The following is a 19519-nucleotide window of genomic DNA, read 5'->3' on the forward strand; positions in this document are numbered from 1 at the left end:
ACTACTCCTGGCGCGACCGACCCGAATCAGCAACAACTGCGAGGTGAAAAGAGCTTGGAGTCATGGTTAACGACGCCTTCGAGGACTCCGACGGCACCTACGGGTACCGACGAATTCAGGTGAGTCTGGAAAGGCGCGGGGTCCGGGCGGAAGGGTCTACGATCCGGTCCATCATGAGGGACCTGGGGCTGCAGGCCGCCGGGCCTCGGGCAAAGGTCCGAACCATGGTGCCGGCCCAAGACCTGGATGCGCGCCCGGACCTGCTCCGGCGGGACTTCACCGCTGACGAACCTGGACGTAAGTGGTGCGGGGACATTACCTACGTCAGGACGTGGACCGGGTTTATCTAACTTGCGACGGTTTTGGACTGCTGTACTAAGAAGGTCGTGGGGTACGCGATGGCCGACCACATGCACACCTCCCTGGTGTGTCAGGCCATTGACATGGCAGTACGCAGGTGCCCGGTCGAGGAGGGCGTGACACTCTTTCACTCCGACAGGGGGAGCCAGTACACGTCTCAGAGGTTCTTGAACCACCTCAAGGGTTATGGGATTCGGCCTTCGGTGGGGCGCACGGGGGTTTGCTGGGACAATGCGTGGGCGGAGTCGTTCAACGCCACGCTCAAAAATGAGAGAGTATACCGGATGGTATGCCCAACGAAGAACAAAGCGATGAACGATATTGCCTCGCGGATCGAGCTGAGATACAATCATATTCGTCTTCACTCAGCCCTAGGGTATCGCACTCCCGACGAGGTTGAAAGCGAGTTCCTGGACCTGAATAAGGCAGCCTGAAGCACAAAACAAGCACTGTCCGAAAAACATCTAGCAGTCCACGCCTCATTCGGGCTCGCGGGTTCGCCGACGCCGACGACATCGTCTCCGTCATCCACCACCGCCACCACCCGACCCGCCGGCTCCGCCCGCACACGCCAGGCACCGCGTCTCATCGCCGGACTGATTCCCGAAGCCACCGGCTCCATGACCCCCGACATGCAGCAGGCCCTGACCGCGCGCCGTCACCTCATCGAAACCCGAGTAGAAGCTGTCCTCGACACCGCCCTCCACACGCAAGAGCCATGGGTTACAGCACTCGGTCCGATCCCAGCCGATGAGCGGGGGCGGCAGCAGTGGCGACGCCGCGCTGTGGTGGTCGCTGCTTACCGTGACCGGTACCAGATCACCGGACCGGCCCCGCTCGGCTCCCAGCCTGCGAGCATGGCGCAGAAGAAGATCGACCGTGCCCGGGCCGAAACCGCGTTGCGAACCCTGACCCGCCCAACCATCGAGAACGAGCGCCGTCGCCCCGCCAACCAGGCTACGCGGCACCTCGACCTGTAACAGCAGGGCACAAGAAAAGGGGGCCCGCACTGTCCAACGGAATAGTGAGAGCCCCCACAGGCCCGCCCACCGGGCTACAGAGACCGCTTCGGCGGACCAACCCCTTGCCTGGACCCGTGCTCCATCCAGCCTGCAGCTTCATGAGAGCCCGTCAAGGACCTCCGCGATCTTCAGATGATAGGATCAGATTGCAGATTGATCGTTCCCAAGGAGGTGAACGCAGTGGCGCAAGGGTCATCCCATAGCGCTGCCGGCCAAGCTCTCGGATACGTCCACCAGTGCATGTGGGCGCTCGTTGAGCTGGGCAAGCGTGCCACCTCAGAGCCGGCGGCTCAACTTCGCCTCGAAGCTTTGGATGATATCGAGTTTGATGTTGGTGGTTCAGCTACCGAACTCCTGCAACTGAAGCATCACACACTCGGCGATGGTCCGTTGACTGCTCAAGCAGTTGACCTCTGGCGAACTCTGAATGTCTGGATGGACTTACCTTTATCCGACCTACTGCTCTTACGCCTAGTTACGACCCGGACGCTCAGTGAAGACTCGGGGCTTATTTTCCTTCGTGACGGGAAGGACCGCGACGCTTCCGTAGCGCTCGAAGCCTTGCTAGATGCGGCGAGAGCATCGACGAGCAAAGCCACTCAAACGTGGCGTAATAAGTTCCTCGACTTGGATGACATCGCCAGGATTGAATTGGTAGACCGCATCATTATTAGTGATGGGTCGCTATCAGCGATTCACATTGACAATGAACTAGTTCGAACCTTCCGGTACGCATATCCTACCGGGCGCGACGAAGTCTTCTTGAACCTCCTCAAGGGATGGTGGTCAAGAATTTCAGTGCAACTCTTGAGCGGGACGCTGGAGGCTGTGAGCGGTCAAGATTTGATCGTGCAAGTCGCGGAGATTGCAGATCAGCTGAAAAGCGACACCTTGCCTATCGATCCGGCTATCATGCAAGAGTACGATGAGTCGGTCTCTGATCTCTATAGTGATCGCCCGTTTGTGCAACAGCTCCTCTGGATCGCGTTAGATGACAACCGCCTTTGGAAAGCGATCCGAGATTATCATCGATCATTTACTCAACGCTCGTTTTGGCTTCGCCATCAACTCTTGGCGGAGACTGAACTCGACCGATTTGCCTTTCGCCTCCACGACGAGTGGGAACACACTTTCGATTCGCGAGTCGCCGCCATGAACCGGGAGGGGCGGAGCGACCACGATGTCGTCGGCCAAGAGATTCTAGAGGAGCTGGCGAGGGAATCGCGAGCGCGTCTCCGAGACCGATTTGACGAACCATGGTTCAACCGTGGAATGTTCCACGCACTCGCCGATGGCGAACTCGGATATCGGGTTGGCTGGCATCCGGACTTTGAATCAAAGTTGGAGGTGCTACTTGGCCATGTTTCATCCACCTGAAGTTTCGGCGCCACCTCCAGTTCGGACGCCAGAGGCTACGGCGCTCTTCAATGTGGTCTTGACCTCGGAGTTGCTTGTCAACGCCTGCTGGGCAAAAGAACAGCAAGGCACCGCGGGCCTCGCGTGGCCCGCTGCTTACCTCATCTTGCCGCTTACCCTGCACCCGGGGACACGCGACAGGCTGCCCCGGGATCGACGGATCACCCTGGCTCGTTGGGCGGTACGGAATTACGACTTGCTTGCGGATATGGAGTATCGCGTGGCGAACATGGCGCTGCCAACCAAGCGGGCTATCCGTCATGGCCTGCGAGCGGGGCGACTCGGACTTGACGGACCCAGCCTTGTAGCGCTCGCTAGACCGGAGAGTCTTACGTCGCAATGGCCCACCGAGTTGAGCGCTTCCGTCAAGGCGGCGCGTATTTGTGGGCAATGGTTTAACGCTATTGAAATTCACATGGCATTTGAACTGCTCGGGATTGGAGGCTGATCATGCACATCGTTTCCTTGGGGGTGTTCAGTAGGTCAGGGAAGCGTCGTGATGTCGAGTTCCATGTAGGCGCCCTAAATATCCTGACTGGAAAGTCGAAGACGGGCAAATCTGCAATACTTGACATCGTCGAATATTGCCTGGGAAGAAACACGGTAACAATCCCGACTGGAGTTATCAGCAGCCATTCATCCTGGTACTATGTCATTGTTCAGTTTGCAGGCGAACGCGTGCTGATCTGTCGACCGAACCCAGAGGGTGCCAGTACTAATAAGGCGATGGTTCGTACGGGCGGTCTTGATCTTACCGCACCGACTTTCGACGAACTGGCAGTTAATGCCGACACTGTGGTCGTGAAGGATACTCTCACTGAACGGCTCGGAATCGACTCTTTCACTATCGATCCCGAAGCCGGCTCGCTTAGGCAGTCCTTTGATGTTTCCGTTCGGCAAGCACTCTTCTACTGTTTCCAGAATCAAGGGGAAATAGCGAGTCGTGATGTGCTCTTTCATCGACAGGTGGAGAACAACATCAAGACGACAATCCGCGACACACTTCCGTACTTCCTGGGGGCAGCGACGCCTGAGCAAGGCGCACTGAGGCGCCAACTCGTAGCGACCCGTCGAACTTTGCGGCGAATCCAAAGCAGCATCCGAGCCGCCGAAGCCGACCTCGACCAGCAGGACAGTCGAGTCACCCACTTGATTCAGTCTGCGGTCAGTCTCGGCGTACTGCCTGCCGATGCGGGAATCAGCCCCAGGGAGGGGTTGCGCGGGGTGCTGGAGGGCATCTTGGCGTATCGACCCGATAGCGTTCCTGTTGAAGAGTCAGAGGGCTCGCGCCGAAGGAGAGAACTCGCGGAAGAAGGTCGAACGATCCGGACTCGAATCCGTGAAGTTGATGATCAACTGGAACTCCTTGACAAATTGCAGAAAGAGCAGAGTGACTCACAGGCCGAAGTCCAGTATCAAACTGCCAGGCTTCGTGCACTCGACCTGCTCGTCCCAAAGTCTGCGCTGGCTGACGGAGACGTTAGCGTCTGCCCGCTGTGTGATCAAGGTCTAGACCACCCAGACGAGACCGTGGATGAATTACGATCGCTCTTGAACGCACTGGAGACTCGTCTCAAGGCGTCAAAGGGGGTCTCTTCTCGACGCCGGTCGACAATCGAGCGTTTAGTGGCCAGCCGTGAACCACTTGTGGAGGCACTCCGAGAGAACGTCGTCGAACTTGATGCTGTTGCGCAGCAAGAAGCTGCAATTGCAGCGGGCCGTGAGCGGCGGGAACGAATCGCATTCCTTCAAGGTCGGGTTAGCCAGGAACTCGAACGCGGCGTCGATATCGCTGCTGACCTGGCTGAACTGCGAAACGCTGAACGGCGGTATCGCGATCAACTGGCGCGGCTGGAGTATATTAGCGAGCGGGAGGATCCCGCCGCCGCCCTTCGTACCGCCATTGACTCGGTGTCCGAACTGATGACGGACTATGCGCGCTACCTTCAGCTAGAGGGTTCGGAGCACTACGTCCGCCTTGACCCAGTTGAGCTGACCGTCGCCGTTCAGCGACCTGGTGGGCGCGTCCCACTCGGCCGCATGGGAAGCGCCGAGAACTGGGTCGGATATCACCTCGTCGCTTACCTCGCTCTCCACCACTGGTTCGTACTGAAGAGCCGGCCTGTTCCGCGGTTCCTCATGTTCGATCAACCGACGCAAGCCTTCTTCCCCGAAGAGGTCATTGACGCTGCTGCCGATGAGAACGCTGATTGGGAAGCAGTCCGAAGACAGTTCACACTGATGCGAGATGTCGTAGCGGCACTTAACGGTGACCTACAGATCATCGTGTGTGACCACGCAAACCTCGCAGACGACTGGTTCCAAGACGCAGTCATCGAAAACTGGCGAAACGGTGTTGCCCTCATCCCCACCGACTGGCTGGAGGACGACGGGGCCTAAATCATAGAGCGGCGGGTGCTCCTACTGTACGGAAGCGGCCGTGGTCGGCCCGCCTAGCCCGAAGTGAAGTCGAAGAGTAGAGGGATCTGCACCTTCCGCCCTGTCTGGGGCTACTGCAGTTTGCGGTGCTCCTTTCCTAGGCTGCTCGAGCCTAACCTCGATCTTTCGTGGTCTGGTTGAGTGGGTTTGGGTGGCGTCGTTGCCGGTGTCGTGGGGTTGATTATGCTGGTTGGGTGTGGCGGTCTGCCGCGTGTCGCCTCGCGGTGGTCGGGCCTTTCCAGGGGCCAGGGGGTTCCTTCAGGATCGTGGCGGGCAGGAGATGAGTTCCGCGTGTCTACGGGGCGGGGAGTGCCTGGAGGTGCCCGAGCCCGGCAAGCAGGAGGTCGGTCCAGGGATGGTCGGCCTTGTAGCGCAGGACGGTGCGGCGGGCATGGTGGGTGATGGCGGCGGGGATGGCCATCAGCCGCAACCGGATCGTGCGGGGTTCCCAGGCGCGGGCGGGGGGGCGTCGGCCAGGGCGAGCAGCTGGGAGACGGCCAGCAGGTCGCAGGCCAGGGCCACGATCAGGCACCAGGTACGGTTCTGAGCGAACCCCTGCAAGGGGAATCGGTCACGTCCGGTGTCTTTCGCGCAGCGGATGCGGTCCTCGCAGCGGGTCCGTAGCCGGTGGCGGACCTCGAGGTCGGCGAGCTGGCCCACTTTTGTGTTGGTGGCGAAGGCGGTGAGCCGGTAGCCGCCCACGTCCTCGAAGCGCAGCTGGGCGCCCTGGTGGGGTAGCTCGCGGCGCAGGATCACCCGCATCCCCTTGGGTCAGGCGGTCAGGTCCAGCAGGTCGGCGGGTCTCAGCGACGTCCGCACCCTGCCTGGGCTCACCGTCGGTGTTGTACGCGGGGGTCCATGCGGCCTCGGGGATGGTGTCTTAGATCTGCGGCGTGTGGTCCGGCTGGGTGAACCCCACGCTGTAGGACACCCGCCGGCGGGCCAGGAGCTCGATGGTCTCCTTCGCGCCTCCGGCCCCGTCAGCTCGCACCAGGACCCGCCGCCCGGGCCGGGGCCCCAGTCCGGCCTGGTCCAGGGCTCGGCGGATGATCTCGACGTGGTCGGTGGCGGTGTTCGACCCGGCGTTACCGGGCCGCAGCATGATCACCGCGCACTCACCCCCACCTTGGCCGGTTCCGTGGTCGATCCAGGCGGTCAGGGGGTGGTAGCCGAACCCCTTCTTGAAGGTCGGGGCCGCACCCTCTTTCTCTGAGTGCACATTAACCAGGGTGGCGTCGACGTCGATCACCAACGGGTGGGCCGCCCAGACACCAGCCGTGGGGGCGTCCGCTCCGGCCAGGGCCCACGCCCGCTGCCGCACCACTGTGCGGGCCCGGTTCACGGTGGCCTCGACCGCCTCGACGTGGTCGGCCAGGGTCCCCACCAGCCGACAGACTGTGGGGTCGGAGGCCACCGTCCCGAAGACCTCCCCCTGGCATCGCAGCAGGGCCACATCCGACAGGCACCGGCCGCCCAGGGCCACGTACACCGCCAGATCCAAGATGATCTTGCCCGGGTCGTGCACCGCCCAGGGGCCCCGCCACGACGACAGAACCTTCGACAGCGAGGCGTCCAGGCTCGTGACCCGTATGGTTTCGGTCAGCAGCCTAGCCCCGGCCAGCCCCACCGCAGGCACGTCCCCCGACTCCGCCACCACAGACGGGTACAACCCGCTATTCTTCACCACCAAGGTGCTCCTCTCCTGGTCATGCACGGACCTAAGCAATCCGCATTATCCCAGGAAAAAAAGCACCTTCACCCCACTTTCAACACCTCAACAATGAAAACCCGAGGCTAAAGCGAGGGGGGTTCCTACTGGATGTTGGCTTACACTAGTAGGTGAGGTAGGTTCTCCTCTCTTGCGGGTCCTTTGGGACGGCCTACTGGCGCTCATCCACGTACTGCCTCCTCGACGGAGTAGCACGTGTGACGACAGAGCCCGATCACGTTCCGATCCTTCTGGATGTTCAGCATCCACGTCCATGGCTTCTTCCAGCACTACATGCCGAGCAACCGCTCGCAGCTACGCGAAGCCGGCGAGGGCTGAAGTGGGGCATCCCGGCGATGCTCGTAAGTGTCCCGTACCTTGCCATCGCCAACGTGTGCACGATCCTGACCGACCGTGGGGCGCCCGATGGTTGCACTTGGTGGTGCCGTGGGGCAGCTGGAATGCCTTCAAGTTGATTCTCAACGGCACCATCAGCCTGTTCCGCCTCGTGCGAGCGATCATGCGTGAGCGGATGGTAGCCCAGGCGGTGCGACCGCAGGACCGGAGGCGGGTCGCCACCAACTCACGCTGCTGAGCTGCACTTCGTGTCACGCCGGCGTGGTCGTCCCACTGGCCGGATCGTCACTCCCTGACGTGCGATAGTTCGACGCGCGGTTTGCACATCGAACTCGAACCGACGGCCCAACTGCACGAGCGTCCAACCAGCTTGGTACAGCCGGGCGGCTTCCTTAGCCTGCACAGAGTCCAGACCCGCGCGGCGAACAGGGACACCGCGGCGTGCGAGATGAGCTGCCGCGGTGAGGCGGTTGATATGGAGCTGCTTGGCCAGCCCCCGCAGGGTCGCGCCGGCCTCGTAGGCAGCGATCAGCTGGTCGACTTCGGCGTCAGTCAGAAGAGTTTGAGTCATCCCAAGTGAGCGGACAGCCTGGCCCCGAGAGTCCGCAACACAGGGTTCCGAGGGCCGCTTTGACGTCCGGTAGACCCCTCGTGACCAGCGAGAACACACGGTTCGTCGGCGGAGCCAAAGTTGTCAAACTCCCCACGTAGGTCCACCCTACGCACACGGCTCGAACCTTTGCTATCATCAATGGGTCGGATCGGGCCTTGTTGCTGTTTTGAATCCAGGTGAGGACGTCATCGAGATGCATCGCGTTGGACGGGGTCGTCTGCGTGGTCCGCTGATAGTCTCGTTACCGGGTTCAGGCCAAGTCTGCGAGGAGTCACTGCATGGCTAAGGATCACTTCATCCCAGCGGCCCTGCTCGGGCGTTTTTCCGAAGACGAGAGTGGACCGCTTCGTCAGCGCAGGCTTCACGTCGTGAGTCGCCATACCCCCGGCCGGGTTACGACGGCGGCTTCCATCGGGTACAAGAAGCGTCTGTACGACGTCGACCAGGACTTCTTCCAGACCTCGCAGGGGCGCGCCATCGACAAGTTGTGGGACGCGTACGAGCCGCAGTTGCCCCGGGTTCTGGACGATCTCATCGCCGGAACCCTCAGCGCCTCGGACTGGATCCGAATCCTCGTGCCCTTCGTTGCCGCAACCTTCGCTCGGGATCGCTCATACGAGGCGAGAATTGTCGCGCGTCTGAAGGAGGAAGGCGTAGAGGACCCGCAGACTGAAGCTCCCGATTTGTTTGACAAGACGAACTTGAATTTGAATCGCCTGGTCGAGATGAACAGGTTCGCTGCACGAGCGATTGTCTGCGAATGGTACGTCTTCGAACTGGATGGGGATATTGTCATCCCGGATCTCGGGTTTGGCTTCGACTTGCTTTCCGACCCCGACGAGGAGCCGGAGCGCGTGGGCTTCATGCTGCCGGTGGGTCGTCGCCACATCCTGGAGTTGATGCCTGTGACAGAGCGTGTCCTCGCGACCCGATCTGTCGACGGGACGTGGCAGGTGCCCCTAGTGCACGCTCGGTCGGCCGGGTCTTCGGTCGACCTGAACCGCTGTCTATGTCAGTGTGCGCAGGACTTCGTCGCAGGTACAGAAGCTGCTATCGAGTCCATCTCTGCCACGGACTTGTCGACTTTCGGCCCCTCCCAAATCGAGAAGGTCCTAGGCCAGTGGCCCTTCAATATCGACACCTTGGTTCTCGCGGGTCTACATGCGCCAGTGGACAAGCTCCTGCATGACGAGCCACTGGATCTCGACGAGTGGTTGCTGGACCGGTTCGAGGGTGTGACAGAGCTCGACTCTCGTATCGACTTCCGGTTCGCCCGAACCGCGCGGCGCTTACCTGTGAGCTGCTTCTTGGCCACCGACGGATCGACGATCCGGTTGAGAGCACACTCCAACGATCAACGCAGGTAGTCCACTATGCCACCCCGGCCCGTCAACGACGCCCAGCGTGAGGTGCTGACTGGCTCGCCGCCGGAGGCTCCCAGGACCTGCCGCGGCCGGAGATGAAGCTGAGCGCCGCCGCGCTGGCGGCGCGCGGCCACGTCAAGGTCCGCCGCCCGGGCGGGAAGGGACGGCCGAGCTCACGGAGGCGGGCAGGTATTACGTCGAGCACGGCAGGTACCCGGGTGAGGCCGAGAAGGCCGAGAGGCCACCTGCTCCACGACCATGCCGTGCAGGGAGTCCTGCAAGACCAGGGACTCCGGAGCCTTCCCCGGCGCCGGCCGAGACGCGAGAGCCTGTCGTAGTGCCGCAGGAGCCCCAGGAGCAGGTTCCGCTGCGCCAGATCGTCCGGCGTCCCCACCCGGCCGTCAAGGAGCTCAGGGATCGGCCGGGCCGGCTTCCGATGTCCCTGCGCAGGCCCCGCTGCCCCCATGACTACAACCTCATGACCCACAACAGCTAGGGCCACCACCTCAGGAGGCTTATTCACAGGGCTAGCCGATGTCGGTATCTGCACAGGTCACAGCGCCTTTGACGGATGCTGTGAATAATCCTCCACGGGTCTGTCCCGCCAGGAAACTGGCGGGGCAGACCTCTTTTCTGGCTGACGGCGTGGAGGTGATCTCCCTCACTCGGGGTCGGTGCTGGTCGGCGTCGGTTGGCGTAGGCGTGCGGATCTGCGGGGACTTGAAGACCAGGTAGCACGATGTGGCAGGCCGTCGCGGGCGGGTGTCCTCGACTTTTGTCTGCGGTGGCGGCGATCTCGTGCGTATCCTGGACAGGAAACCAACCGAGTGGACTGTTAACTGGAGAAGAACCTTGCCGCAGCATGATGTGATGAGGCGCCGCAGCTTTCTCGTGGGCGGTCTCGCCCTGGCCGCCTCGAGCACTCTTCTACCTGAGCTGCAGACGGCGGCTCACGCCTCCCCGGCCCCGGCCGCCGGCCCTCCCGCGGCGCCCTCGCAGGTGCTATCGGATATGCAGGACCCGCGCGCCTGGACCCTCTCATCCCCACACGGCTCCATCCGCCCCGACACCTCCACCCACTCCCATGGGAGCCAGTCGCTGGAGATCACCACCACCGGTGACTCCGGCCGCCCCACCAGTGCGGACCTGACCCTGTCGGGCATCGACATGACCGACTGCCAGTGGGATCTGTGGCTGCGTGCCGAGGACTACCGTCAGATCGAGAGCATCCAGCTCGAGCTCGGCGGTCAGGGCGAGGACTGCCTGCGCCTGGACGTGGCTCCCGACATGCGCACGCTGCGCACCGGTACCTGGTGCCGGGTGACCGTCAACCGGGCCGCCGAGCGCGCCGTCGTCGGCCATCCTCGGCTGGACCGGGTGACGCGAGTGCGCCTGAAGATCGTCCCCGCCTCCGACTCGTCCTCGAGCCGCCTGTGGCTCGGCTACCTGGCCACCCTGCCGTCGGCCGCCAGCGGCATCGTCTCCATCTCCTTCGACGACGGCTACGACAGCGACTACAAGACGGCCCGGGCGATCATGCAGGACTGCGGCATCGGCGCGGCGACCTCCTACGTCATCGCTGACAAGGTCGGGCTGCCCGGCCGCATGAGCACCGCCCAGCTCACCGAGATGCGCGAGCGTCACGGCTGGGACATCGCTGCCCACGCCTCCACCGATCTCACCACCCTCGACGAGGCGGGGGTGCGCCAGGAGTTCGAGACGATCAGATCCTTCCTCCTCGAGCACGGCTACCCCGAGGGCGCCGCCCACTTCGCCCTGCCCATGGGGCGGTACAACGACCTCGTGCTGCGCACCTCCCAGGACTACTTCACCTCGATGCGCACCATCGAGAACACCCCGGAGACCCTCGCGCCGGGGGACCCGTTTCGGCTGCGCGTCTTCTACTGCGGCTCCTACACCACCGAGTCCCAGGTCGAGAAGGCGCTGGCCCGATGTCAGGAGTACCGCTGCTGGACCCATATGGTCTTCCACCGCATCGACGAGCAGACCGACGGCGCCCCCGAGTCGATCAGGGCGGACAGCTTCGAGCGCTTCATGAGACGAGTGGCTGACTCCGGCCTGCCCGTCAAGACGGTTCCCGAGGTCATGCGCAGCCAGTCGCCCGCCCTGGCCTGAGGCGCCGTCGCCTCCTGGAGCGGAACTGGCACCCCGACACGGAAAGACTGACGCTATGACCTGGTCCTTCGGCCCGCTCGTGCTGCTGATCTGCCTGGTCATCCTGTTGGCCTGCTTCGCGGTCAAGCTGCTGTTCAAGCGTGGGACGCAGCTCCGGGCGGTCCGGGCGGTCCACAGAAGAGAGGGACACGGCGAGGGGCGGGTTACGGGGCGCGGCGGGGTGGTCACTGTGCGCAGCCCGGTGACGACGCCGGATGAGGCTCAGCGATCGGCCGACGCCACCGGGCTGCCCCGGGCACTCATGCGGGCCGGTGGGCCCCTGCCCGCCGTCGTCGTGGTCCTCGGTGTGGTGGGGTGGCTCTGCTGGCGGGTGCTGGTCAGTCGGCACCACGTCCTGGACGCGTGGATCGTGTGGACCTTCGATGTCCTCTTCGTGATCGTGGCCGTGCAGCTCGTGGTGGCCGGTTTCGAGGGGCGCGTCATCGGCCGCGGCGAGGCGCATCGGGTTGCCGTGCTCGTGCCGCTCTACAACGAGGATCCCGACGTCGTGGTGCGGATGCTCTCCGCCCTGCTGCACCAGAGCTCGCCGCCGGCCGAGATCCACGTCGTCGACGACGGCTCCACTCAGGGCGCCTATGTGGCGGAGCGGGACTGGTTCATCCGGCAGGCGGCGCTGGCCGGCATTTACGCCAGCTGGCAGCGCACCCCCAATGAGGGCAAGCGCCACGCGCAGGTGCACGGTTTCAGGAAGATCCGTGACGCCGACCTGTTCGTGACCGTCGACTCCGACTCCATGCTCGATGCCGAGGCCCTCCATGAGATCGTCCAGCCTTTCAGCGACCCCCGGGTCATGTCGGTCGCCGGTGTCATCCTGGCGATCAACAACCGGGAGAACCTGCTCGCCCGGGTCACTGACGTGATCTTCGTCGGCCAGCAGCTCATCGACCGCTCCTTCATGTCGCAGCTCGGCTCGGTCATGGTCAACTCCGGCGGCCTGGCCGCCTACCGGTGCTCCATCCTGGCCGAGAACATCGACACCTACCTGAACGAGAGCTACCTGGGGCGGCACGTGGAGTTCTCCGACGACTCCTTGCTGACCCTCTTCGCCCTGCTGCACGGCAGGACCGTCCAGCAGCCCTCGGCCTTCGCCTTCGCCTGGATGCCCGACCGCTGGAGCCACCACTACCGCCAGCAGGAGCGCTGGTTCCGCGGCTCCTTCATCCGCGGGCTCTGGCGCATCCGCTTCCTGCCGGTCCTCTCGTGGGGCTGGTGGCGCCAGGCCACCGGGTGGATGCAGATCTGGCTGGTGATCTCGGTCTTCGTCTACCTGCTGCTGTGGCGTCCGCTCGTCCTGGGCGGCGGTGTGCCGCCGACGGTGGTGCTGGTGCCTTTGGCGATCGGGCTGGCGCAGGGCTCGCGGTACATCTCCGTGTGGCGCTCGGACACCACCGGCCCCCAGAGGTACGCCAGCCTCCTCCTGTCCCCGGTGGCGACGCTGTGGTCCGCACTGATTCTGCGTCCCCTGCGGGTCTGGGGGATGGTCACCAGCGCCAAGATGGGGTGGAACACGCGCCAGCAGGTCGAGGTGACCTCGCAGTGAGGCGATCGCGCCCGCTGCTCACGTCCTACTTCGCTTACTTCGACCCGTGCCCCACTAACACTTCGACCGAATCTTCAGAAAAGACCCGGAGCCGCGTCGATTCTGAAGATTCGGTCGAAGTGTTGAGGGTGACGACGGCGGCTTGTCCTGGCCCCGTGAGAGTGCTCGCCTGGGCGGTCGTCAGTCCGGCCACTGTCCCTTGCCCGCGGGCAGGCCGACGGCGGCCAGCAGTCCCGGAAAGCGTTGCTCGATGACGTCGTCGCGCCGGGTGATGCGCCGGTGCTTGCCCTCTCGTTCGGTGTGCATGAGCCCAGACTCGCGCAGCACCCGGAAGTGGTGTGACATCGTGGACTTGACGACGTCGTAGCTCAGGTCACCGCAGTACAGGGCGCCTTCGCTGGCAATCCGGCGCAGGACGTCGCGGCGGATGGGGTCGGACAGGGCGCCAAGGATCGCGTCCAAGGAGATGTCGGCCGCCTCGGGGTGGAAGAGCTCCCTGTCTTTCACGGATCATCCCTGCCTTTCTGTCTCGTCTGTCCCGACCGCCGTCCTGGCGCGCACCGAAACGGGGTTGACAACGATAGCGTCTCGAATAATTCTTAGTACGTCAAACATCGAACTAAGGAGGTTTGAGATGACTGAAGAAGCTCGTGTCTCAACGCGTGCGTCCGCGGATGAGGAGAGGGTGCCGTCGAAGAGTGCTCGCGTCTCCACCATGGGGTGGCTGTCCTTCTTCACCATGTTCGCCATCGGGACCGACACCTTCCTCGTCGCGCCCCTGCTGCCCCTGCTTCAGCGCGAGCTTGACGTCCCCCTGTCCCGCGCAGGCTGGCTGGTCTCCGCCTATGCCTTGGGGTACGCGCTGTTCGCCCTCGTGGCCGGCCCCGTCTCTGACCGCCACGACCGACGGCGGGTCATCCTCTCCGGCCTGGCGGCCTTCGCCGTTCTTACCTGCGCGTGCGGTCTGGTCTGGAGCTTCTGGAGCATGGTCGCCGCCCGCTTCCTGGCTGGCGTGAGCGCCGCCTTCGTCAGCTCCCAGATCTGGGCCTCCATCCCAATGACGGTGCCCCGGCCATCCATCATCACGGTCATGGGCTACGCGACCGCGGGACTGGCCGTTGCTCAGGTGGCCGGCGTGCCGATCGGCTCCTACCTGTCGGTCAGAGGGTGGCAGCTGCCGTTCTTCGTGGTCGCGGCGGTCAGCGTTGTCCTGTGGGGACTTCTCTTCCTTGCGTTCCCGCACGTGCGCCCGGTGGGGGAGTCCGTCGACGTCGTCGGCTCCTACCGGAGGGTCCTCGGCTCTCGGGTGTTGCGGTGGTCGCTCCTCGCCTACCTCGTGTTCCAGACCGGCAACTACGCCTCGTTCTCCTTCATCGGCTCCTGGTTGGCCAAGGACTTCGGTGCCTCGCAGACCGCTATCGGGAAGGCCATGATGATGATCGGACTGGGAACTGCGCTGGGGTCGATCCTCGGTCCGCGGCTCGTTGCAAGGGTCGGTGAGCGGCGGTCACTGTGGGCCGGCATTCTCGTCCAGGGTGCGTTCTACCTCCTGGCCGCGGCGATGCCGCTCATTGCGCACACCATGTGGGGTGCTGTCATCGCCTTCGCAGTGGCCCTGGTCGTCGCCGGCTTCCTCCTGCCGGTTCTCATGGGGCAGCTGCAGGCCCACGCCGGCCAGGCGCGAGGAACCGTCTCCTCACTGTCGAACACGGCGATGTACCTCGGCGCCACGGTCGCCGGCGCCGTCGGCGGAGACCTTCTCACCCGACTCCCCGGCTTCTGGGGCCCCAGCCTCATGACTGGTCTCGCATTTCTCCTGGCGATTGCGCTGTACAGGATCGCCGGCGCCCTGAATTCCGAGTGACTCGGGTGCCTATGGTCGTGTGCGAAGGACGGTCACCCGCCTGGGTGCCGGGGGCGCCCAGGCGGGTGGCCGACCACGGACAGGTCAACAAAGCTCGATCAGAGAAAATCAAGGGAGAAGCATGTCTCACCTGACTGTAGCCGTACTCGGCACCGGAATCATGGGCTCGGCGATGGCGCGCAACATCGCCGGCGCCGGCCACGCCGTGCGCGCCTGGAACCGCACGATCTCACGTGCCCAGCCCCTGGCCGACGACGGCATCGAGGTCGCCCCCACCGCTACCGCCGCCGTCGAGGGGGCCGACGTCGTCATCACCATGCTCTTCGACGGCGCCGCCGTCGCCGAAGTCATGCGTGAGACCGCCCCCGCCATGCGCCCCGGCGCCGCCTGGCTGCAGATGACCACTGTCGGCCCTGATGATGTGGCCGGCCTGGCCGCCATCGCGGAGTCCGCCGGGGCCCTCTTCTACGACTCACCCGTCTCCGGGACCCGCCAGCCCGCCGAGTCCGGCACCCTCGTCATCATGACCGCCGGCCCTGCCTCCGGCCGTGAGCTGGTCACCCCGGTCCTGGACGCCGTCGGGTCGCGCACTGTGTGGACCGGCGAGGACGGTGCCGCCGCCACCTCGACCCGCCTCAAGCTGGTCGTCAACTCCTGGGTCATCGCCGTGTCCAACGCCGCCGGTGAGATCGTCACCCTGGCGAAGGCGATCGGTGTGCCCCCGGCCCAGTTCTTCGAGGTGCTCGACGGCGGTGGCCTGGACCTGCCCTTCCTGCGCATCAAGGCCGACCTCGTTGAACGGGGCGCCTTGAGTCCGGCCAACTTCGCCGTCAATACCTCCGGCAAGGACGCCCACCTCATCCTCGAGCTCGCCCGCGAAGCCGGCTTGAGGCTCGATGGCATGGAGGCCTTCTCCGCCCGGCTCGACCGTGTCGCCGAGGCCGGCCACGCTCACGAGGACATGGCCGCCTCCTACCTGGCTGGGCTCTCGACTTCGACCAAAACTTCATAACAGACCCGGAGCCGCGTCGTTTTTGAAGATTCGGTCGAAGTGTTGAGGACGACGACGGCCGCCCTGATCCGTTGTGCATCGAATGAGCTGTTAACGATCGTTTTCGGACACGGTGCTACTCTCACCCCGGAATCATCCCGACATCGAGAGATCTCACCATGTCCACAACAACCTCACGCGGCTCCGCTGCGGCGAAGCCGTCCAGTGCCGGCTCCGGCCCGGTCAAGGAGCTGACTGCCCGCGGCATCATCATCGGCGGCATCATCACGCTCATCTTCACCGCGGCGAACGTCTACCTCGGCCTCAAGGTGGGACTCACCTTCGCCACCTCGATCCCGGCCGCCGTCATCTCCATGGCGATCCTGCGCCGCTTCTCCGATCACACGATCCAGGAGAACAACATCGTCCAGACGATCGCCTCGGCGGCCGGGACGCTGTCCGCCATCATCTTCGTGCTGCCCGGACTCATCATCGTGGGCTGGTGGACCGGATTCCCCTACCTCCAGACCGTCCTGGTCATCATCCTGGGCGGCATCCTCGGCGTCACCTACTCCATCCCGCTACGGCGCGCGCTCGTGACCAACTCCGACCTGCCCTACCCCGAGGGCGTGGCCGGCGCCGAGGTCCTGCGTGTGGGCGACACCAGCGAAGGGGCCGAGGAGTCCAGCCGTGGACTGGGTGTCATCGTGCGGGGCTCCATCGCCTCGGCGGCCCTGTACTTCCTCAACGCCCTCAAGGCCATCAGCGTCGACATCTCGGGGGTCTTCCGGGTCGGTGCCGGCGCCACGATGGCGGGCACCTCCCTGTCCCTGGCGCTGGCCGGCGTGGGCCACCTGGTCGGCGTCGGCGTCGGCATCGCCATGATCGTCGGCCTGCTCATCTCCTACGGGGTGCTGCTCCCGATGCGCACCTGGGGCACGGCGGTCGCCGACAAGGACCTCGCCGACTTCGTGGGCGCCACCTTCGCCAGCGAGGTGCGGATCGTCGGCGCCGGCGCCATCGCTATCGCCGCCATCTGGACCTTCCTGAAGATCCTCGGCCCCATCGTCACCGGTATCCGCGAGTCCCTGGCCTCCAGCGCCAAGCGCGACGCCGGTGAGGAGATCCCCCTGACCGAGCGCGACCTGTCGATGAAGACGGTCATCGGCGTCACCGTCGGCTCCATGCTGCCCATCGGTGTGCTCCTGTGGCTGTTCCTGCACGGGACCTCCATGGCTCACCACGCCACGGGCCTCATCATCGTCTCCATCCTCTTCATCCTGCTGACCGGACTGGTCGTCGCCTCGGTATGCGGCTACATGGCCGGCCTCATCGGCTCCTCCAACTCGCCGATCTCCGGCGTCGGCATCCTCGTGGCGGTGACCGCGGCCGCGCTCGTGCGCACCATCGCCACGACCTCCTCGCCCGACGACGTCCGCACCCTGGTGGCCTACACCCTGTTCGTCACCGCGGTCGTCTTCGGCGTGGCCACCATCTCGAACGACAACCTCCAGGACCTCAAGACCGGCCAGCTCGTCGACTCCACCCCGTGGAAGCAGCAGGTGGCGCTCGTCATCGGTGTCGTCTTCGGCGCCATCGTCATCCCGCCGGTGCTCAGCCTTATGCAGGGCGCCTTCGGCTTCGCCGGAGCACCCGACGCCGGTGACGACGCTCTGGCCGCACCCCAGGCGAACCTCATCAAGCACCTGGTCCAGGGCGTCCTCGGCGGGGACCTCAACTGGAGCCTGCTGGGGCTGGGCGCTCTCATCGGCGCCGTCGTCATCGCCATCGACGAGATCCTGCGCCGCACCAGCAAGTACTCCCTGCCTCCGCTCGCCGTCGGCATGGGCATGTACCTGCCCACGGCCGTCACCGTCATGATCCCGATCGGTGCCGCTCTCGGTCACCTCTACGACCGCTGGGCCGAGCGCACCACCAACCCGGAGCGGGCCAAGCGCATGGGCACGCTCATGGCGACCGGCCTCATCGTCGGCGAGAGCCTCGCCGGGGTGGTCTACGCCGGGATCGTCGTGGCCTTCGGTGGCAAGGCGGACCCGCTGGCCATCATGCCCGAGGGCTTCGCCGGCATCGCTCCCTGGGTGGGTGTGGTGCTGTTCGTCGGCACGCTGTGGTACCTCTACCGGGGTGCCCGCCAGGAGAGCTCTCGCGACTGAGCACTGCTGCTGCGGCCTGTGGCCGCCATCGGTTCCTCCGTCCGTCCTCGCGGTCGCTGTCCCTGCACTAGGCTGGGCAGCGGCCGCGAGGACGCGTAGTACCAGGAGGACCTCATGACTTCGACAGCACCAGCAGTTTCCGTGGCATGCGGGATCGACATCGGCGGATCGGGCGTCAAGAGCGCCCTGGTCGACCTGGCCACGGGCACGTTCATTGGTGAGCGCGTCCGCATCGACACTCCCGAGGAGTCCACCCCCGCAGCTGTTGCCGAGGTCTGCCGCGAGCTCCTCGAACAGCTCGAGGTGGGCGACGACGTCCCGGTTGGCGTGGCCCTGCCCGCCCCGATCGTGCACGGCACCGTCCCCTTCATTGCCAATCTCGACAAATCCTGGACGGGCGTCAACCTCACCGAGCTCATGCGCGAGCATCTGGCCCGGCCGGTGACCGGACTTAACGATGCCGACGCCGCAGGCCTGGCGGAGGTCGCCTTCGGTGCCGCCAAAGATGTGCCCGGGACCATCATCGTCACCACCCTGGGCACCGGGATCGGCTCGGCTGTCATTGTTGACGGAACCCTGGTCCCCAACACCGAGCTCGGGCACCTGGAGATTGACGGCTACGACGCCGAGAGCCGGGCCTCCGCCGGGCAGCGCACCGCACAGGAGCTGTCCTGGAAGAAGTGGGCCAAGCGTCTCCAGCGCTACTACTCCCACGTGGAGATGCTCTTCTCCCCGGACTTGTTCGTCGTCGGTGGTGGAGTCTCCCGCAAGCACGAGAAGTACCTGCCGCTGCTCGATCTCAAGACCCCGATCGTCCCGGCTCAGCTGCTCAACACGGCCGGCATCGTGGGGGCAGCCTATCAGGCCTCCCGCGCCTCCTGAGGGGCTGCGTGGTTCGCCGCCCCGCAATGCCGAGCGGAGCAGTGGTGAAGCGAGGCGTCGGAGCGGGGAGAACAGACCTGACATCCTGGGAACATAGGTGTGATGCAGGTCGCGCGAAAGTCGTTTGACAGGAGGCCGTTAGGCCTGGCTATAGTACTCCTCGCTGCCGACGCAACCGCACGGTTCGACGGCTGCACCGGACGGCGGAAACGCCGAACCGGAAGGAGCGATCCTACCGGTACGGAAAAAGCAGAATAGTTCAGAGATCAGGGTCACGCGATCCGAGTTTGATTCCCGAACGACAATCTGCTTATGCTAGTCCGGTCGCCTTCGAGAGGCAAGTAAGGAACTCTTCCTGATCTTAAATCTCGGTGGGTGTGTTGTTTGAGAACTCGATAGTGTGTCATGTTTTTTATGCCATGGCCCTGGGGGCTGCGCATGATTTTGGTTGTGTGTGGTTTTTGGGGTTTTGTTTTGTTTTGGTTTGCCTGGCTCTCTTTTTGTTGGGGGTTGGGTTGGGCCTGGTCTGGTTTTCTGGACTGTTGTACTGACTGTGGGTTCTGGCTGACTACTTGTTTGTGGTTGGTTGGGGC

Annotated in this window: 15 protein-coding genes and 1 pseudogene; 14 read left to right on the plus strand and 2 right to left on the minus strand. The window is 64.2% G+C overall.

What is annotated here, in order from left to right; all coding sequences use genetic code 11:
* The first annotated feature begins 62 nt into the window (after nucleotides 1–62).
* The 6 genes from FK267_RS13830 (at nucleotide 63) to FK267_RS02910 (ending at nucleotide 5198) form a co-directional block, all read left to right on the plus strand.
* Entirely contained in the window at nucleotides 63–350 is a 288-nt protein-coding gene (locus tag FK267_RS13830; protein ID WP_010614278.1) for an IS3 family transposase, read from the plus strand.
* Between the two features lie 12 nt (nucleotides 351–362).
* Nucleotides 363–794: a DDE-type integrase/transposase/recombinase gene (locus FK267_RS02895; RefSeq protein ID WP_275886964.1), complete on the plus strand. Its 432-nt coding sequence runs from the start codon at nucleotides 363–365 to the stop codon at nucleotides 792–794.
* 423 nt (nucleotides 795–1217) lie between these two features.
* A complete protein-coding gene (locus FK267_RS13740) occupies nucleotides 1218–1340 on the plus strand; it encodes a hypothetical protein (protein ID WP_269781167.1) in 123 nt (40 codons plus the stop codon).
* Between the two features lie 213 nt (nucleotides 1341–1553).
* Complete coding sequence (locus FK267_RS02905) at nucleotides 1554–2759, plus strand: ABC-three component system protein (RefSeq protein ID WP_170198572.1); 1206 nt, start codon at nucleotides 1554–1556, stop codon at nucleotides 2757–2759.
* Nucleotides 2743–3246 (plus strand): three component ABC system middle component, encoded by a 504-nt coding sequence (locus FK267_RS13835; RefSeq protein WP_370538942.1) that lies wholly within the window; start codon nucleotides 2743–2745, stop codon nucleotides 3244–3246. The genes FK267_RS02905 and FK267_RS13835 overlap by 17 nt, the downstream gene beginning before the upstream one ends.
* Nucleotides 3247–3248: 2 nt before the next feature.
* The gene (locus tag FK267_RS02910) at nucleotides 3249–5198 is read left to right on the plus strand and encodes a DUF3732 domain-containing protein (protein ID WP_039775557.1); all 1950 of its coding nucleotides are present in this window, start codon (nucleotides 3249–3251) and stop codon (nucleotides 5196–5198) included.
* Nucleotides 5199–5532: 334 nt separating this feature from the next.
* Here the strand turns inward: FK267_RS02910 and FK267_RS13580 are convergent.
* Nucleotides 5533–6924: pseudogene (locus FK267_RS13580) on the minus strand (IS1380 family transposase).
* Nucleotides 6925–8193: 1269 nt separating this feature from the next.
* On the opposite strand from FK267_RS13580, the gene FK267_RS02940 reads away from it, so the two are divergent.
* The 4 genes from FK267_RS02940 (at nucleotide 8194) to FK267_RS02950 (ending at nucleotide 13015) form a co-directional block, all read left to right on the plus strand.
* A complete protein-coding gene (locus FK267_RS02940; RefSeq protein ID WP_141406216.1) occupies nucleotides 8194–9282 on the plus strand; it encodes a DUF4238 domain-containing protein in 1089 nt (362 codons plus the stop codon).
* Between the two features lie 334 nt (nucleotides 9283–9616).
* On the plus strand, nucleotides 9617–9775 hold the full coding sequence (locus tag FK267_RS13390) for a hypothetical protein (protein WP_010614290.1): 159 nt from the start codon (nucleotides 9617–9619) through the stop codon (nucleotides 9773–9775).
* A gap of 374 nt (nucleotides 9776–10149) precedes the next feature.
* Complete coding sequence (locus FK267_RS02945; RefSeq protein ID WP_141406217.1) at nucleotides 10150–11415, plus strand: polysaccharide deacetylase family protein; 1266 nt, start codon at nucleotides 10150–10152, stop codon at nucleotides 11413–11415.
* Nucleotides 11416–11470: 55 nt separating this feature from the next.
* Nucleotides 11471–13015: a glycosyltransferase family 2 protein gene (locus FK267_RS02950; protein ID WP_141406219.1), complete on the plus strand. Its 1545-nt coding sequence runs from the start codon at nucleotides 11471–11473 to the stop codon at nucleotides 13013–13015.
* A gap of 180 nt (nucleotides 13016–13195) precedes the next feature.
* Here FK267_RS02950 and FK267_RS02955 read toward each other — a convergent pair whose 3' ends face one another.
* The gene (locus FK267_RS02955; protein WP_009407650.1) at nucleotides 13196–13522 is read right to left on the minus strand and encodes an ArsR/SmtB family transcription factor; all 327 of its coding nucleotides are present in this window, start codon (nucleotides 13520–13522) and stop codon (nucleotides 13196–13198) included.
* A gap of 127 nt (nucleotides 13523–13649) precedes the next feature.
* On the opposite strand from FK267_RS02955, the gene FK267_RS02960 reads away from it, so the two are divergent.
* The 4 genes from FK267_RS02960 to ppgK all read left to right on the plus strand — a co-directional run bounded on the left by FK267_RS02960 (nucleotide 13650) and on the right by ppgK (nucleotide 18926).
* Complete coding sequence (locus FK267_RS02960; RefSeq protein ID WP_075379505.1) at nucleotides 13650–14879, plus strand: MFS transporter; 1230 nt, start codon at nucleotides 13650–13652, stop codon at nucleotides 14877–14879.
* Between the two features lie 19 nt (nucleotides 14880–14898).
* Nucleotides 14899–15891, plus strand: coding sequence for an NAD(P)-dependent oxidoreductase (locus tag FK267_RS02965; protein ID WP_256694853.1), 993 nt, complete (start codon nucleotides 14899–14901; stop codon nucleotides 15889–15891).
* Between the two features lie 158 nt (nucleotides 15892–16049).
* A complete protein-coding gene (locus tag FK267_RS02970; protein WP_141406221.1) occupies nucleotides 16050–18044 on the plus strand; it encodes an OPT family oligopeptide transporter in 1995 nt (664 codons plus the stop codon).
* 114 nt (nucleotides 18045–18158) lie between these two features.
* Nucleotides 18159–18926 (plus strand): polyphosphate--glucose phosphotransferase, encoded by a 768-nt coding sequence (ppgK, locus tag FK267_RS02975; RefSeq protein WP_141406223.1) that lies wholly within the window; start codon nucleotides 18159–18161, stop codon nucleotides 18924–18926.
* The last annotated feature ends 593 nt before the right edge of the window (nucleotides 18927–19519 follow it).

Origin of the sequence: Actinomyces oris (assembly GCF_006546825.1) — a bacterium.
GTDB lineage: Bacteria > Actinomycetota > Actinomycetes > Actinomycetales > Actinomycetaceae > Actinomyces > Actinomyces oris.

Coding starts and splice junctions, on each gene's coding strand:
- FK267_RS02945 (WP_141406217.1), top strand. CDS start 10,150: ATGAGGCGCCGCAGCTTTCTCGTGGGCGGTCTCGCCCTGGCCGCCTCG.
- FK267_RS02960 (WP_075379505.1), top strand. CDS start 13,650: ATGACTGAAGAAGCTCGTGTCTCAACGCGTGCGTCCGCGGATGAGGAG.
- FK267_RS02970 (WP_141406221.1), top strand. CDS start 16,050: ATGTCCACAACAACCTCACGCGGCTCCGCTGCGGCGAAGCCGTCCAGT.
- FK267_RS02940 (WP_141406216.1), top strand. CDS start 8,194: ATGGCTAAGGATCACTTCATCCCAGCGGCCCTGCTCGGGCGTTTTTCC.
- ppgK (WP_141406223.1), top strand. CDS start 18,159: ATGACTTCGACAGCACCAGCAGTTTCCGTGGCATGCGGGATCGACATC.
- FK267_RS13830 (WP_010614278.1), top strand. CDS start 63: ATGGTTAACGACGCCTTCGAGGACTCCGACGGCACCTACGGGTACCGA.
- FK267_RS13740 (WP_269781167.1), top strand. CDS start 1,218: ATGGCGCAGAAGAAGATCGACCGTGCCCGGGCCGAAACCGCGTTGCGA.
- FK267_RS02950 (WP_141406219.1), top strand. CDS start 11,471: ATGACCTGGTCCTTCGGCCCGCTCGTGCTGCTGATCTGCCTGGTCATC.
- FK267_RS02910 (WP_039775557.1), top strand. CDS start 3,249: ATGCACATCGTTTCCTTGGGGGTGTTCAGTAGGTCAGGGAAGCGTCGT.
- FK267_RS13835 (WP_370538942.1), top strand. CDS start 2,743: ATGTTTCATCCACCTGAAGTTTCGGCGCCACCTCCAGTTCGGACGCCA.